The organism is Bremerella cremea (assembly GCF_003335505.1).
Taxonomy (GTDB): Bacteria; Planctomycetota; Planctomycetia; order Pirellulales; family Pirellulaceae; genus Bremerella; species Bremerella cremea_A.
Genome location: NZ_QPEX01000024.1, coordinates 274849 through 290620, shown reverse-complemented (window position 1 = coordinate 290620; position 15772 = coordinate 274849). Strand labels below are relative to the sequence as shown.

The window sequence follows — 15772 nt, the reverse complement described above, 5'->3', positions numbered from 1 at the left end:
GTAAACGTGAACCCTCACCAAAGTAATCTACCAAAACTCGACTTGCCATTACTCTTGCGAAACGGTCTGTAGATAAGGCAGGCAACCGATCCAGAGCATCCCCCATTGGCCGACGAGAAAATACCAATCGAACTGCAACGGCATGGCCAGAAGTGTCCGCCCGCCGTAATTCAGGGTAACATTTGCTGGGGTTGGTTCGACGCGTAACGTCTCCCCCGATCCATCGATAGCTGGGGATGAAACCATACCATCCGCGATCACGCTCCGAAATCAACGGATCGAAAGGTTCGGCCGGGGCCACTCGCCAACCTCGGCTAGGGGCGGAAGCAACAGCATCGCGGTCATCATGAACACGAGAAAGATCCAGGCATTTTTTTGCGCACTTGTCGCGGGTCTTTCTTGGTACGATGCCGGAAGCGAAATGCGGTCCAGAAGCGAATCCAAAGAACGGCGACCAGGCCTATCGCCAACAGGCCGAATAAGAAAAAGAATTCGACACGTACAGCGATCACCTGGTGGCGGAACGGAAGCGTGAAGAGTAACTGCGATCAATCAACTAGCGCAGGCGAAACATGGCAAACGCAGCGAAGAGAAATGCTCCGAGGACCAAAACGCCTGTCAGCCTGGTAACGTGGGATGCTTGGTTGAAGCCAAGGTAAGCCAACACATGTTCCCGGAACAGATACAACAGGCACACAACGCTAAAAATCAAACCAAGGCCACTATGTACCAGATAGTAATCCGGATTATGACTGACACTACCCAGTGCAAAGGTGGTCATAAAGACCCAGGCTAACAGTGTCATGTGGTTCGCTACCCCATAAACGTATTGGATCGCTCCCAACCACCAGCCCCATCTTTTTCCCTGCCACATCCCAATCGCCGCTCCTGTTCCGAGCGTGCCGAGCAGTAAAATTCCCCAAGGAAGAGTTGGAGAAATCACCAACGCGCCATTCGTCGAAATGAAGGGTATCGGCCCCATAAAGAACATGAAGCCTGCCTCTGCCAGGTAAAAAAGCCCTCCAAGCAGACTAGGAACCGCAAGAATCGAAATCCCGATCGGACGATTCATCCTCGGCAACGAGGCGGAACCTGCTTCCGGTTCTACTGCCGGAGAGTCAAATGGATTCTCGTTCACAAGCAGAGCTCACCACTACGAATTTGCATTGGCCAATACGGGACAAGTTTTATCAGTCTGTTGTGTCTACTCACCAGCAACACCAAACATCAACACTTGGACAACCCCACCGATGATGGCCAACACAACACAGCACCCCAGGGTAACTCCTGCGAGAACGCCAAACAGCTTTCCCTTCCCCCAATCTTGCAAACCAAAAAAACGCAGCACGTGGCCTTGAAATAGGTAGGCGACAATCAGCAGGGCGAAGAAGCCTCGCAGGCCATGTTTGGTGTAGAGGCTTCCTACGGCGCTATTTTGCTGAGACATAATAGCGATTGTGATTAGGTTCACCCCGTTCACAACAGCACTAATCGCATAGCCAACCGTCCCCAACCACCAGCCCCACTTCTCACCGGTGGACATTCCAATGGCTGTAGCCAAAACGAGGCCAGCCAAAAGAAACATGAGCCCGCCCAAAGCGGCACCAAGAACTTCTAAACCAGACGCAGCTGAGACAACCTTCACGCCAGTAGCTAAGCATACCAACGCGGTTACGCCCAACAGTACCATTAAAATGGTAACTCCGAGAGGCCGCTTCATCGGCTTGCTGGGCGGAGTTTTCACGTCTTCGGTTGTATCAAGAGTCGGAGAGTCGAACGGATTTTCAGTCACAGAAATCGTGTCGCAGTCAAGAGTGATGGATGCCAAGGGATATCAAAGCTTAGCTCTTGCTTATGGTATCCGCTACGGATTTATTGAGGTCTGCGCTGCCAAATCAATAGGGGTGACCAACGGAAGCCCCGGATTCGTGGCAAATCGGTCCATTGCCAGATTGGATTACCGTCGCAGACATCAATAACATCTAAATTCTTTCCACACGAATCAGGACGCGATCAAATGGCTAACTGCTTTTTCAGAGTGACGACGACCTGTTGCGGATCACTCGCTTGGTTCACACAGCCAGAAACGGCCACGCGGTGAATCCCAGCGGCGGCTACTTGCGAAACGTTGGTTAATTCGATCCCACCGATCGCAAACGCAGGCAAGGTGATCTCGTCGGCCACCTCGCGTAAGAAGTCGAGGCCCGGGAAGTGATCGAACGACTTGGTACCGCTGGGGAAGGTCGGCCCGATGCCGATGTAATCGGCTCCGTCACGTACTGCTTGGCGGGCCTGATCGATATTGTGGGTCGAGACGCCGACCAACTTACTGGGGCCAAGCACCATACGGGCCTGGGCAACGGTTAGTTCCTCTTGCCCGACATGAACCCCGTCGGCAGAAACAATCCGGGCGATGTCAGGTCGGTCGTTAATAATCAGTTTGGTGCTGGTGCCGGCAGTTTGCTGGCGAAGCAGTTGAGCACGGGCAACCAGCGTGCGGTCGTCGAGTGTTTTATCGCGAAGCTGAATGACATCGGTCTCGGCTTCGATCAATTTCGCGGCGAGTGCTTTCAATTTTGCTTCGCTCTCGCAACCATCGATCAATACATAGACCGCCCCAGCTGCGAACATGGTGCTAGCAGTGATGGTGGTCATGACCATCTTTTCGAGGGAGTACGTTCGATAGCGGGCCTGTTCCAACGCTGCAGCAGCCTCGCCGTCGATTAGCTTGGCATGTTCCTCCAAGCTGCGAAGCGCCTGCTGCAATCGTTTGAAATTGGCGGTCAGCAAATCAGCCCAATTGCCACGGGCTTGCTCCAATTTGCCCTGAACGGTCGTACCGACGTCGCCGAAGGTGTCACGAGCATGGATCGAAGCACGCCGATCAAACTGTTGGAGGGTACTGTCTAGTTGGTGGCGAAGCGATTTCAGCTCGCTCGTCAGAAATTTATCGTTCTGGCCGTAGCGGACGAAATCTTCAAGGACACGTAATCCTTCACTCGCCCGATTAGCAGCGGCATCGAGCGTTCTCCAGAGCGAAATGTCCATTCCAGGCAAGTTATCAGTTTGGTTGGGGTTATATGGATCAAGCATGGCAATTTCGATTTGGGGAACTGGTTACCCGGTAAAGATCATACCGATTTAGCGGTATTTAAGGGGCCAGATGGCAGGGGCAGCCCGTGGAATGAGCGGTTGGTAACGATTGCCGGATGGACCTAGTTTATCTAAGTGAAAGCGGTCTGCCGACTTACCTTGCTCCTGTTGGAATCGGAAGTTACAATTCCCCGGCGTTTCCTCGCGGGAGGTCTGTCGACGCACAGCGACTTTTCGCACATTTCAGGAATAGTAAGGATGCTATCAACGCCATGGATTACGTGCTTGTGGCCAGGGCTCAGCGAGCTTTGGCTGCGGGGACGGTGGACAGGACTGGTTTGGGCTCTAGGATTCACGTTGCTATTGAATGCGGCGCTAGTTTCCAAGGGGGTTTGGCCAGAGCTAGGAAACGTCTGGATCCGTAGCGGACTCTGGTATTTGGTTCTCGGCTTCTGGCTGGTCAACAGTATTTGGATGGGGGCTCGACTCGCTTCGGGGAGTTGGGATGCCATTGATGCCACGATTGATCAGCTTTTCCAGACTGCCCAGTCCTCCTATTTGAAAGGTCAGTGGTATCAGGCCGAGGCCGTTTTATTGCGGCTATTGCGGCGCGAGCCTGACGATGCCGAGGCGTTGTTATTATTAGCGACGCTAAAGCGACATATGAAGCAATTTGAAGAAGCGCGAGAGATCCTCGACCGGCTCGAGCGTCTCGATGCCAGCAGACGCTGGTGGTTTGAGATCCACCGTGAGAAGCAGCTTCTTTCCGAGCGAGAAGAAGGGGAAACGGAGGCCCAAGCTGTAGCATCAAAGACTACAGCAACAAACTTGGGTGAACAAAACGCGGAGAGTGGCAGACCCAGCCTACCGGAAGCCGCGTAATTGTGAGACAACATAGAGTTGGATAGACAGTAGCTGAAGCAGTCGCCAACTCGATATGAGGACGGATGACCATGTACGAACGATTTACTGATCGTGCTCGCAAGGTGATGCAGCTGGCCAATCAAGAGGCCCAGCGGTTCAACCACGAATACATCGGAACCGAGCACATCCTTCTGGGGCTCATCAAAGAAGGAAGCGGTGTGGCCGCCAACGTATTAAAAACGTTGGAAGTCGACCTCCGCAAAATTCGCCTGGAAGTCGAGAAGCTGGTCCAATCGGGTCCCGATATGGTGACCATGGGCAAGCTACCGCAAACTCCACGGGCTAAGAAAGTCATCGAGTATTCGATGGAAGAGGCCCGTAATCTAAACCATAACTACGTCGGTACCGAGCATATCTTGCTGGGGCTCTTGCGCGAGCAAGAAGGCGTTGCCGCCCAGGTACTGATGAACTTGGGTTTGAAGCTGGAAGATGTCCGCGAAGAAGTGCTGAACCTGTTAGGGCACGGCATGGAAGGGGACAGCAGCCGCGAAGGTCGTGGCGAGCCTGGGGGTGTTTCTGACCCCAGTGGCGCTCCTGGCAAAGGCAGCAAAAGCAAGACTCCGGCCTTGGATAGCTTCGGTCGAGACTTGACCGAGTTGGCCAAGAAGGGGAACCTCGATCCGGTCATCGGTCGCCAACGCGAAATCGAACGGGCCATTCAAGTGCTTTGCCGCCGAACCAAGAACAACCCGGTTTTGCTGGGGGAAGCTGGTGTCGGTAAAACGGCCATCGTCGAAGGTTTCGCCCAACGCGTGATCGACGGCGAAGTGCCGGAACTGTTGGCCGACAAGCGAATCGTTGTGCTCGACTTGGCGATGATGGTTGCCGGTACCAAGTACCGCGGTCAGTTTGAAGAACGTATCAAGGCCGTGATGAACGAAGTTCGTCGCGCCAAGAATACGATTCTGTTCATCGACGAGTTGCACACTCTGGTCGGTGCTGGTGGTGCTGAAGGTGCGATCGACGCGGCCAACGTCTTGAAGCCAGCTTTGGCCCGTGGCGAAATCCAGTGCATCGGTGCGACTACCCTCGACGAGTACCGCAAGTACATCGAGAAGGACAGCGCCTTGGCTCGTCGTTTCCAAGAGATTCAGGTCGACCCGGCCTCGAAGGACGAAACGGTCGAGATCCTCAAAGGGCTGCGCGATCGGTACGAAGAGCACCATAACGTGCAAATCACCGACGACGCTATCGTTGCCGCAGCTGAATACTCGGATCGATACATCACCGGACGCTGCCTACCAGACAAAGCGATCGACGTAATCGACGAAGCTGGTGCTCGCGTGCGGCTTCGCGTGATGACCCGTCCGCCGGATCTAAAAGAGATCGACGAAGAAGTCGAGAACCTTAATCGCAAGAAGGAACAAGCGGTCGCCGACCAAGACTTTGAAAAGGCGGCTTCCCTTCGCGATCAGGCTGACAAGCTTAAGAAAAAGAAGGAAGACATCGTCAAAGAATGGCAGGCCAAGAGCCGCCAGAAAGATGGCGTTGTCGACGAAGAAGTGATTGCCGAAGTGGTCAGCAAAATGACCGGCATTCCGCTGACTCGTATGAGTACCGAAGACAGCATGCGGCTGATGCAGATGGAAGACGTTCTGCATAAGAAGGTGATTAGCCAAGACGACGCCATCAAGGCGATCTCGAAGGCCGTTCGCCGTAGCCGTAGCGGTTTGAAAGATCCCAAGCGTCCGACCGGTACGTTTGTCTTCGCCGGGCCTACCGGTGTGGGTAAAACGTTATTGGCCAAGGCCTTGGCTGAATTCATGTTCGGTGATGCCGACGCCCTGATTCAAATCGACATGTCCGAATACATGGAGAAGCACAACGTCAGCCGTCTGATTGGTGCCCCTCCGGGATACGTTGGTTACGAAGAAGGTGGTCAGCTGACCGAGAAGATTCGTCGCCGTCCTTATGCGGTTGTCCTGCTGGACGAAATCGAAAAGGCGCACCCCGATGTCTTCAACATGCTTTTGCAAGTGATGGAAGAAGGCCGCCTGACCGACAGCTTCGGTCGCAACGTTGACTTCCGGAACGTGATCTTGATCATGACCACCAATGCTGGTGCCGGCGCGATCAAGAACGAATCGGCCTTCGGCTTCCAAGCCCCTGATGAAGGTGCTGAGTACGAAAGCATGAAGGTCCGTGTCGAAGAAGAAATCGGCAAGGTCTTCCGTCCCGAGTTCATCAACCGTTTGGATCAGGTCATCATCTTCCATCACCTGACGAAGGAAGACTTGAAGCAGGTCATCGACCTGGAACTGGCCAAGGTTCGCGAACGCTTGGAAGAACGTGGCTACAACCTGACCCTAACCGACGCTGCCAAGGATTTGATCATCCGCCGCAGCAACCAGTCGGACAAGGGACAAGATTTCGGTGCTCGTCCATTGCGTCGCGCGATCGAAAATTCGATCGAAGATCCACTTTCCGAAGAACTGCTCAAGGGTGAGTTCCAGGGGATGGATACCATCACGGTCGATGCGATCTTCAACGACGAAGGCAAGCCCATTCGTCTCGACTTCAAAGGTTCGCTCCAAGAGCCCGCTGCGGAAGAAGCCGTTGGCGCCGGTTCCGGTGGCGAAGGGAGTGAAGGGGGCGGCGACGAAGCTTAGTGCTTTCGCTGCTTACCCGTTTCCTGAAATACAAAAAGGCCTCGCTTTCATGCGAGGCCTTTTTCGTTGGGATGGATATATCATGAGAGAATGATTACTCGGCTGTGCTGGGGTTCCTCGTACATCCCCCCCATTTCTCTCTAGCGGCAAGCGCAAGGAAAGCGCAAATTGGCTTATGCGGCCTAAATTACTTACGGTGACCCGTGAAGTTCCTTATTCCGGTTTGCTCTTGGGAAAAGTAAGACGTTCAATTCTCAGAGGCCTGCGCAAATGCCATGCTTGGCCTCGTGATGGTCGCGTCCATGACGCAACCCACACACTTGAATTTCACGCCCCTAGAAGAAGCGGTTGCGATAAACTGTGCAGCGTTACTCTGCATGGCAGCCGAGGATTCAGGGGCTCATGCTGAGCGTGCCGTAGCACGCAGGAGAGAGAACCAATGAGCCAAAATCAATGGACGATTATTACGCTTGTGCTAATCGCCGCAGGAGGAGGGCTCGCCTACTGGGCATGGCAATCCTCTCAAACGCCTCCGCTGCCTCCTGGCTTCGCGGCAAGCAATGGCCGCATCGAAGCCGTCGAGATTGACGCCGCCACAAAAACGGCTGGCCGGTTGGTACAGGTGATGGTCGACGAAGGAGATTTCGTCATCCCTGGCCAAACGCTCGCCGTGATGGACACCGACGTGCTGAACGCCCAATTGCGTGAAGCCCAAGCCGATCTTAACCGAGCCAAGACCGCCGTCGATACGGCCAAGAGCGCCGTTAGTCAGCGGGAAAGTGAAAAGCTGGCAGCCGAGTCGCTAGTCAAGCAGCGCAAGGCCGAGCTTAATCTGGCCGATCGCAAATACAAACGAGCCCAGGCTCTGATCGAGAAGGACGCGATTTCCGCAGAGGAACTCGATACCGAACAAGCGGGCTTTTTCGGAGCGGAAGCCGCCGTCGAAGCGGCGAATGCCAATGTCGCTGGCGCGGAATCTGCCATCAAAACGGCTCAATCGCAGGTCATTCAGGCCGACGCTTCTGTTAACGCCGCCCAAGCCAAGATCGAACGCCTGGAAGCTGACATCAAAGATTGCACTTTGACCTCACCTCGCAATTGCCGCGTGCAGTATCGAATTGCCCAGCCAGGCGAAGTCCTTTCTTCCGGGGGAAAAGTCTTGAACATGGTCGATCTCGAAGACGTGTACATGACCTTCTACCTACCGACTCTGCAGGCTGGTCAGGTTTCGCTCGGTGCCGAAGCTCGGATTATTTTGGATGCCGTGCCGCAATATGTCATTCCTGCGAAGATCACGTTTGTCTCGGATGTCGCTCAGTTCACGCCTAAGACGGTAGAAACCGAAGAGGAACGCCAAAAGCTGATGTTCCGCCTCAAAGCTCAGATCGATCCTGAGCTTTTGAAGAAGCATATTCGCAGCGTCAAAACTGGCCTGCCAGGCATGGCCTACGTTCGTCTGGATGAGACAAAGCAGTGGCCAGAACGTTTGCAGGTAAAGGTTCCTGAATGAGCGAGCCCGCAGACAGATTGCAACCGCCAGACGATTTCGTCGCGCGGCTAGGAAATGTCAGCTTGCATTACGGCGAGACCTGCGCGCTCAACTCCATACACTTAAAGATTCCAGCAGGCAAGATGATCGGCCTGATTGGGCCTGATGGTGTCGGTAAGTCGAGTCTCTTGGCGTTGGTATCTGGCGCACGAAAGGTCCAAACCGGCAACGTGTCGGTTTTGGGGGGCGACATGCGGAGCGCCGATCACCGACGGGCCGTTTGTCCGCAGATTGCATACATGCCTCAAGGGCTGGGTCGCAATCTTTACGCTACGCTGTCGGTGTTCGAGAATGTCGACTTCTTTGGTCGCTTGTTTGGCCAGCGGCGTGCCGAGCGTTTGCATCGAATTCAGTCGCTGCTCGCAAGTACGGGGCTCTCACGTTTTCAAGATCGCCCCGCTGGCAAGCTCTCTGGCGGGATGAAGCAGAAGCTCGGTCTTTGCTGCGCTCTGATTCATGACCCTGACCTGTTGATTCTGGACGAGCCGACCACCGGTGTCGATCCTCTTTCACGCCGACAATTCTGGGAACTGATCACCCGTATTCGGGCAACGCGACCAGGCATGAGTGTGTTGGTGGCCACCTCCTACATGGACGAAGCTGCCGCTTTCGACCAATTGGTGGCCATGGACGACGGCCAGATTCTCTCGGTAGGGACCCCCGACGAGCTGCTAAAAAACACGGGTTCGACCAATCTAGACGAAGCGTTCATCCAGCTTTTGCCCGAAGAGAAACGCCAAGGTCATCAAGCGGTTGACATTCAGCCACGCCAAGCCGATCACGATCTTGTTGTTATTGAAGCACAAGGGCTTACAAAGCAGTTTGGCGATTTCGTCGCGGTCGATCATGTCGACTTTCGGATTCAGCAGGGAGAGATCTTCGGCTTCCTTGGCTCGAATGGCTGCGGCAAGACGACGACGATGAAAATGCTGACCGGCCTGCTTCCGGCGACCTCTGGTCAGGCCAAGCTGTTAGGCAAGACGATCGACGCGCAAGACATGGCCGTTCGCCGTCAGGTTGGCTATATGTCGCAATCGTTTTCGCTGTATAGCGAACTTACGGTCAGGCAAAATCTGGTGCTGCATGCGCGGCTTTTTCAGCTCAAACCTTCCGAAATTCCGCAGCGGGTCGCCGAAATGGTGCAGCGGTTTGGCCTGGAAAATGTCATCGATCAATTGCCCAATTCGCTGCCACTGGGACAACGTCAACGTTTGTCGTTAGCGGTTGCTTTGATTCATCGCCCGGCTATTTTAATTCTCGATGAACCAACCTCTGGGGTAGACCCGATTGCACGGGACGACTTCTGGCGACACCTAGCCGAACTCTCACGGCGAGATCGTGTCACGGTGTTCATTTCGACTCACTTTGTCAACGAAGCGGCTCGTTGTGATCGCATTTCGTTAATGAACGCAGGAAAAGTGCTCGTTAGTGATCCACCTGCTCAGCTTATCGCTGCGCGAGGGGCCGATTCGTTGGAGGAAGCATTTATCGGCTACCTGGAAGATGCGACCCGCCAGGCTGACAGCCAAGAGGCAGATCCCGACACGATTGAACCCGAAGAGACCCAGTCCTCCAAGCCTGATCGCCGCTCTTTTAGTTTCCGCCGCATGGCCAGCTATAGCATGCGTGAAGGCCTGGAAGTCCGCCGTGATCCGATTCGCCTGACGATGGCACTGGTCGGCACTGTGATTCTCATGCTGATCATGGGATACGGCCTTAGCATGGATGTCGATGACCTGTCGTTTGCTGTGCTTGATAGAGATCAATCAGTGACCAGCCAAGAGTACGTCGAGAATATTTCGGGCTCTCGCTACTTCATCGAAAAGGCTCCGATTACGGACGACGCTGAATTGGAGCGACGCTTGCAATCAGGCGAGTTGAGCCTGGCAATCGAGATTCCACCTGGTTTTGCTCGGGACGTAGCCCGGGGGGACAAAGCCGAGATCGGGGTCTTCATTGATGGTGCGATGCCCATGCGGGCCGAGACGATTCGTGGTTATGTTAGCACCATGCACGCACAATGGCTGGCCGAGAAAGCACTTCATGCTGGTACCGCAGACAGCCTTGTTCAGCCCGCCAAAATCGAGTTGCGGTATCGCTACAACCCCACCGTGGAAAGCTTGTACGCGATGGTGCCTGCGGTGATTCCCCTTCTGCTGCTTTTGATTCCAGCAATGCTCACGGCGTTGTCAGTGGTTCGAGAAAAAGAACTCGGCTCGATTACCAATTTGTTCGTTACGCCGGTCACTCGCCTCGAATTTTTATTGGGCAAGCAGTTGCCTTACATCGCGGTTGGGATGTTCAACTTCGTGGTTTTGTGCTTGCTATCGATTTTCCTGTTTCGTGTGCCCATCACAGGGAGTTTTCTGGCATTGTCGCTCGGTGCGCTGTTGTATGTCGGGTGTGCAACGGCGATGGGGCTGTTCATTTCCAGCTTCACGAAAAGCCAAATTGCCGCCATCTTTGCGACTGCGATTGTTACCATTTTGCCGGCAGTGCAGTTTTGCGGTTTGCTCGACCCCGTTTCTTCTTTAGAGGGAAGCGGTGCGTGGATTGGTGAGATCTATCCAACCACATACTTTCTGATCATTGCTCGTGGGGCTTTCTCGAAAGAGCTTGGGCTCTACGATTTGCAAAACGCCTACCCTCCTTTGCTGCTGTTCATGGTGGCCATGTTGATGCTTAGCGTCACTTTTCTCCGGAAGCAGGAGGCTTAGCGATGAACATTGGTAATATCATTCACTTAGGAGTCAAAGAGCTGTGGAGCGTGGCTCGTGATCCGACGCTGCTGTTACTGATACTCTTTGCATTTACTTTTTCGGTGTATGCCGGTGCGACCGCTCAGCCAGAGACGCTGAATCAGGCACCTATCGCGATTGTCGATGAAGATCAATCTCCCCTTTCGACTCGGATTGTGGGGGCCTTTCTTTCTCCTTATTTCCTGCCGCCCAACATGGTCACACAAGATCAGATGGACACAAGGATGGACGAGGGGCTCGATACTTTCGCGCTAGATATCCCCCCCAACTTCCAACGCGATGTCTTGGCGGGTCGGCAGCCGGTGATTCAGCTGAATGTGGATGCAACGCGGATGAGCCAGGCATTCAATGGAAGTGGCTACATTCAGACGATCGTCGATGCCGAGGTGAACAAGTTTGTCAGTCGCTATCGCGATAACCACGAACTGCCGATCGGCCTGGTGGTTCGCGTGCGTTTCAACCAAGAGCTGCGCAAATCGTGGTTTGGCGCCGTGATGAAATTAATCGACCACATCACGTTGCTTTCGATCATCTTGACCGGGGCAGCGCTTATTCGCGAACGTGAGCGAGGAACCGTCGAGCATTTGCTTGTCATGCCTGTCACGCCGCTGGAAATCATGGTCAGCAAGATTTGGTCGATGGGGTTAATCGTTTTATTGGCCAGCATGGCATCGCTGCTATTCGTTATTCACTTGGCACTAGAAACACCGTTGCATGGTTCGCTGGTGTTGTTCATGATCGCCACGGCCTTGCAGCTTTACGCTACGACCTCTATGGGAATCTTCCTGGGGACGTTTGCCCGCTCGATGCCTCAGTTTGGGCTCTTATTGATCTTGATCTACTTGCCGCTGCAATTGCTTTCCGGTGGCACGACGCCGCGTGAAAGTATGCCAGAATTTGTGCAGTATGTGATGCTGTTGGCCCCTAACACGCATTTCGTGATCTTGGCCCAGGCCATCTTGTTTCGCGGGGCAAGCCTTAGCATCGTTTGGTGGCAGATGCTTGGGCTAGGGGTAATCGGAACTGTGTTTTTCAGCTTCGCGCTATTCCGCTTTCGCAAAACGATTGGCAGTATGGCCTAGCGGATTTCGCTGGGTTACACGCGCTCACGCACACTCGTCTGTCCAACTCCAGCTTCCGCTAGTCGGTCGAGCAAAGCGGCTCGACCGTTTTCCATGCCCCATTGCATTTCTTCGTTGGTGATGACGGTGGCGATTAGAAGGTCCATGTTGCCGTTGGGAAGTTGAACGCCAGCAGGAAGCGGCTCGCGGGCCTTGGCGATCAGCAGATTCGCTTCGTCGCCGCAACCAACTTGAATGCCTTCGACCGTCAGTCCGTTGAATTCTTCCACGCGGCCAAGAATACCGGCATCGCTCAGCAACTCTGCTCCTACCGCCCACTGCAATACCCAAATCGGCCACTCGGCGTTTTCCTGGGCGACGATCATCAATTCGTAACCATACCCGGCTGCTCCTTCCGGCGTCTCGGCTGGCTGCTTCGGGCCGAGACTAGTGGTCGTCTGGTTTGGCCTTCCTTGCTCGTCACAGGCTTCGTCGCACTCGATCAGTGTAGTCGTGGTTGGCATGTCCGGGTTGGTCAGGCCGAACGTAGTGTACGCGTACATTCCTTCGCCCAGCTTGCTAGCCGGAATCACGTAGAGCCCGCCTCCTGGCCACACACCGAACAGGTGCCCGAGCTTCAGGATGTCGTCTGGCAACGGGCCGAAGTGCTGCTCGTAGAACGCTGCCCGTGCGTCGTAGACTTCTTGCCAATGGCGGTCGGCCGCTTCCTGCTGCGGAGCGGCGGCGCTGCCGCTGGCGGTGAAGAACGATTTGATTTTCGCAAAGAGACTCATGAAAGCTTGGCAGGTAAAAAATGGGAACGTACAACACAAGAACAGGCTATTATACTGGCCCAGCGTCTCGTAGGGTGCGCCTCGACGTACCTAGCCTTGCCAGACGAAGATCAAGCGATGAAAGCGTAGAAACGCAAACTGGCGGCGGGAAAACCTGCCAGCCGCCTGCCGGAGATCGCCTGAGTTACCATACATTGGTGGCTGGTAAGCGTTAGAACAAACTCGGGTGCGTTAAGAAGGCACCGCACGGCTTGTTTGTTGTGTTTCACAAAAAAACGTTCCCTCTCCCCTGCGAAGGGAGGGGGAACGGGACGATGAAGAAGCTATTGCGACTTGCGATGCGTTACGGCAATTCGACCGTTTTCAGTACGGTTGGTTGGCCGTCGGCTTTGGTGATGATGACGGCGGTCGTATCGTTCAGCTTGTCGAGTTGAACCACGCCTTGCCAATCGTCGATCGATTCGTACTTCTGACCAGCTGCTCCGCCGCCACGGACAGGCTCGGTGAGCCCTTCGTTCCGTTCGATGTCGGCAGTGCTCACCTTCATCACGCCACGGGCGCTGTTAGCCATTAGTAAGAACTTGTCGCCATCCTTTTCGTACACAATCATGTCGAGCGGTTGGTTGCGGTTGCCTAGCTCGGCGACGGTGGTGCCACGGTAAGTCGACGTCGCTTTGGCAATTTCGCCCAGGGGAAATTTCACCAGCGGCGTGCAGGTGAAACCAGCAAGCAAGTGTGGCTTGCCATCGATGGTGAACGGCACAAACACGCGAGCCACGGCACTGTCTTCGTAACGGCCATGGGCAGCGTGATAGATTTCAATCGACGTGGCGGAGCCTTCCTCTTGGAAGGGGTAAGGAATCGCATGCACGCCAGCCGAGGCTTCGCCTGAGGTACGTCCGGTGACGATCACTTGGTTGTCGACATATGCCAAGTCGGTGATCGATTCGTTGCGAGGGTTGCCCCGACGGCGACCTTCGCCGACCACTTTGTCTTCGGGGGCGTTTGCCAATTGCGCCGAAGCACGCGAGACCTTATCGAGTGCGACCGGCGACAGTTTCTCGCCGTCAACCCGCATGATTTTGCCTTCGCCTCCTTCGTTGACCGAAAGATAGATGACGCCGGTGTCCGGGCTAACGGCCAAGTCGGCCACTTGCAGATCGTCCGGCAGGGTCATTTCGAGCTTGGCTGGGGGCTGAGCGGTTTCTTTGCCTAGCTGAATCGCATAGACCATCGCGGCCTTCGGATCGCCGACGATCAAGGTATTGTCCGGGGCGAAAGCCAAAGGCCCAGCCGACTTCAATTTCACTTCACCAACCGAAAAGCCAGGCAAGTCGATCGCATAAACCGAACTCGCACACAGCAGCAGGGCAAAACCAGCCGCAGCAGCCAAAGACGAACGTCGCATGAGGTATCTCCTCGTATTCCAGACAGGGGGAACGGACAAATCCAAAATCCGCGCACAGTCTAGTTGAACGGTTATAACAGCGCGATGCAAGGAGATTCGGTAGAGGTTTTCTGGATCGTTGGGTCGGATCGATAGACTTCAATTGGTAACCTTCCGCTGTGATATCTTGTGATTTAAATACTTTTCTTTCGGTGTGCTTTAAAGGCTAATTTTCTTCGGAATCGAAGTCAGACGCCGCCAAAACAAAGGTAACCTTCTACTGGCTTGGCATCTGTGAAAGGCAAGACGTATGACACCGGAAGAGTTGATGGCATTGGCGATTGATATCTGCCGACAAGGCATCGGCAAAGGACAAACACCGTTCGGCTGCGCGATTGCATTAAACGGCGAGTTAATTGCTGTTGCCCATAATACGGTTTGGGAATCGATCGATATCACCGCCCATGCCGAGGTGAACGCTTTGCGAGAAGCGGGCAAGATTGTGCGGAGCCCGTACTTGGAAGGCGCAATTGTGGCCACGACATGCGAACCTTGTCCGATGTGTACCGCAGCGCTTTGCTGGGCCCGGGTAGAGAAAGTCTATTTTGGGGCCACAACTGCCGACGCCACCTTGGCAGGCTTTAGCGAGTTAAACTTTCCCACGTATCAGCTGCCAGAAGCAGGGGAGGGGAGCCCTACGCTGGTACCGAATTTGATGCGGAACGAATGCTTAGAGTTGTTCGCTCATTGGAATGGTCTTCAATAAAGCAGACATCCCCCACTCGTACTGAATGAATGGTCGTTTCTGACCGATAAAACATACGGCCTGGGTGTTTTCTACGATCGGTTTCGCGCAAGGAGAACAAGGATGTTCTGTTCCCACTGTGGGGTTAAAGCGAGCGGTAATTTTTGCTTTCAATGCGGTAGCTCGCTTCATGGGGAAGCGGAAGTGGTTACGGCGGATGAAGATTCGTTGGTATCCGCCACGCTCGCCTGGGAGTTCGATCCGAGCTACGAGAATGTGGTTGCCGTGAAGGAAGTACGTGCTGTCATTGCCAGCCATGCGAAGCAAGCATGCCCAGGGCTTTCAGCCGAACAGTTTTTCGATATCGTCGACAAGGTTGTTCCGGTCGGTGTGTCGTATTCAGGCCTAGCTGCAATTGCTCAACCGTTGTGGGCTTCGTGGGGCGTGCGAACTGGCAAGGAGCGTAGCGAAGTATTACCGGTGCCGATTGGCGTAGCCATTGCTCGCACGATGTGTTCGCTGGCACGCAATAAGCAGAATCTGGAAGAGGTCGAACAGCATCGCGATGGCTGTGCGATCGCAGCGGAACTTCCATCGTCGGTCTGGGCGATGAAGGGAGAGTTGAAAGTCCGGCTTGTCCAACAAGAACAAGGTACCCTCGTCACCGCCGCCACCAACATCCCTGGTCAGGCTTTCGACTGGGGCAAGAGTGTCCGTTGTTTGGGCGTCTTATTCACGGACTTACAAACCGACCAGCGGCTGCCGCAATTGAAAGCGGCTTAAATAAACATTCATCTGCGTTCCTTGCATGGCACAGTGTATGGATGTCTGCGCCGAAAATCCAACGTGGC

General features: G+C 54.5%; 13 protein-coding genes. 7 read left to right on the top strand and 6 right to left on the bottom strand.

Annotated elements, in window-relative coordinates:
• Window positions 1-48 precede the first annotated feature (48 nt).
• The 4 genes from DTL42_RS12585 to DTL42_RS12570 form a co-directional block, all read right to left on the bottom strand.
• Complete coding sequence (locus tag DTL42_RS12585; protein ID WP_114369073.1) at window positions 49-246, bottom strand: hypothetical protein; 198 nt, start codon at window positions 244-246, stop codon at window positions 49-51.
• 310 nt (window positions 247-556) lie between these two features.
• Window positions 557-1138, bottom strand: coding sequence for a hypothetical protein (locus DTL42_RS12580; RefSeq protein WP_158545351.1), 582 nt, complete (start codon window positions 1136-1138; stop codon window positions 557-559).
• 66 nt (window positions 1139-1204) lie between these two features.
• Complete coding sequence (locus DTL42_RS12575; RefSeq protein ID WP_114369071.1) at window positions 1205-1792, bottom strand: hypothetical protein; 588 nt, start codon at window positions 1790-1792, stop codon at window positions 1205-1207.
• 221 nt (window positions 1793-2013) lie between these two features.
• On the bottom strand, window positions 2014-3093 hold the full coding sequence (locus DTL42_RS12570) for a thiamine phosphate synthase (RefSeq protein ID WP_234824187.1): 1080 nt from the start codon (window positions 3091-3093) through the stop codon (window positions 2014-2016).
• 258 nt (window positions 3094-3351) lie between these two features.
• Here DTL42_RS12570 and DTL42_RS12565 point away from each other — a divergent pair, with 258 nt between their 5' ends.
• From DTL42_RS12565 to DTL42_RS12545, 5 genes are all read left to right on the top strand, one after another.
• On the top strand, window positions 3352-3975 hold the full coding sequence (locus tag DTL42_RS12565; protein ID WP_114369070.1) for a tetratricopeptide repeat protein: 624 nt from the start codon (window positions 3352-3354) through the stop codon (window positions 3973-3975).
• 71 nt (window positions 3976-4046) lie between these two features.
• Window positions 4047-6626, top strand: coding sequence for an ATP-dependent Clp protease ATP-binding subunit (locus DTL42_RS12560; protein ID WP_114369221.1), 2580 nt, complete (start codon window positions 4047-4049; stop codon window positions 6624-6626).
• Window positions 6627-7065: 439 nt separating this feature from the next.
• Complete coding sequence (locus DTL42_RS12555; protein ID WP_114369069.1) at window positions 7066-8136, top strand: HlyD family secretion protein; 1071 nt, start codon at window positions 7066-7068, stop codon at window positions 8134-8136.
• Complete coding sequence (rbbA, locus tag DTL42_RS12550) at window positions 8133-10892, top strand: ribosome-associated ATPase/putative transporter RbbA (RefSeq protein ID WP_114369068.1); 2760 nt, start codon at window positions 8133-8135, stop codon at window positions 10890-10892. The genes DTL42_RS12555 and rbbA overlap by 4 nt, the downstream gene beginning before the upstream one ends.
• A gap of 2 nt (window positions 10893-10894) precedes the next feature.
• On the top strand, window positions 10895-12016 hold the full coding sequence (locus DTL42_RS12545) for an ABC transporter permease (RefSeq protein WP_114369067.1): 1122 nt from the start codon (window positions 10895-10897) through the stop codon (window positions 12014-12016).
• 14 nt (window positions 12017-12030) lie between these two features.
• Here the strand turns inward: DTL42_RS12545 and DTL42_RS12540 are convergent, their stop codons facing one another.
• A complete protein-coding gene (locus DTL42_RS12540; protein WP_114369066.1) occupies window positions 12031-12789 on the bottom strand; it encodes a suppressor of fused domain protein in 759 nt (252 codons plus the stop codon).
• A gap of 343 nt (window positions 12790-13132) precedes the next feature.
• Window positions 13133-14197: a hypothetical protein gene (locus tag DTL42_RS12535; RefSeq protein WP_114369065.1), complete on the bottom strand. Its 1065-nt coding sequence runs from the start codon at window positions 14195-14197 to the stop codon at window positions 13133-13135.
• Between the two features lie 289 nt (window positions 14198-14486).
• Here DTL42_RS12535 and DTL42_RS12530 point away from each other — a divergent pair, with 289 nt between their 5' ends.
• Together DTL42_RS12530 and DTL42_RS12525 are read left to right on the top strand one after the other, a co-directional pair.
• Window positions 14487-14942 carry a nucleoside deaminase gene (locus tag DTL42_RS12530; protein WP_114369064.1) on the top strand — a complete coding sequence of 152 codons (456 nt, stop codon included), beginning with the start codon at window positions 14487-14489 and terminating at the stop codon, window positions 14940-14942.
• Window positions 14943-15044: 102 nt separating this feature from the next.
• The gene (locus DTL42_RS12525) at window positions 15045-15704 is read left to right on the top strand and encodes a hypothetical protein (protein WP_114369063.1); all 660 of its coding nucleotides are present in this window, start codon (window positions 15045-15047) and stop codon (window positions 15702-15704) included.
• The last annotated feature ends 68 nt before the right edge of the window (window positions 15705-15772 follow it).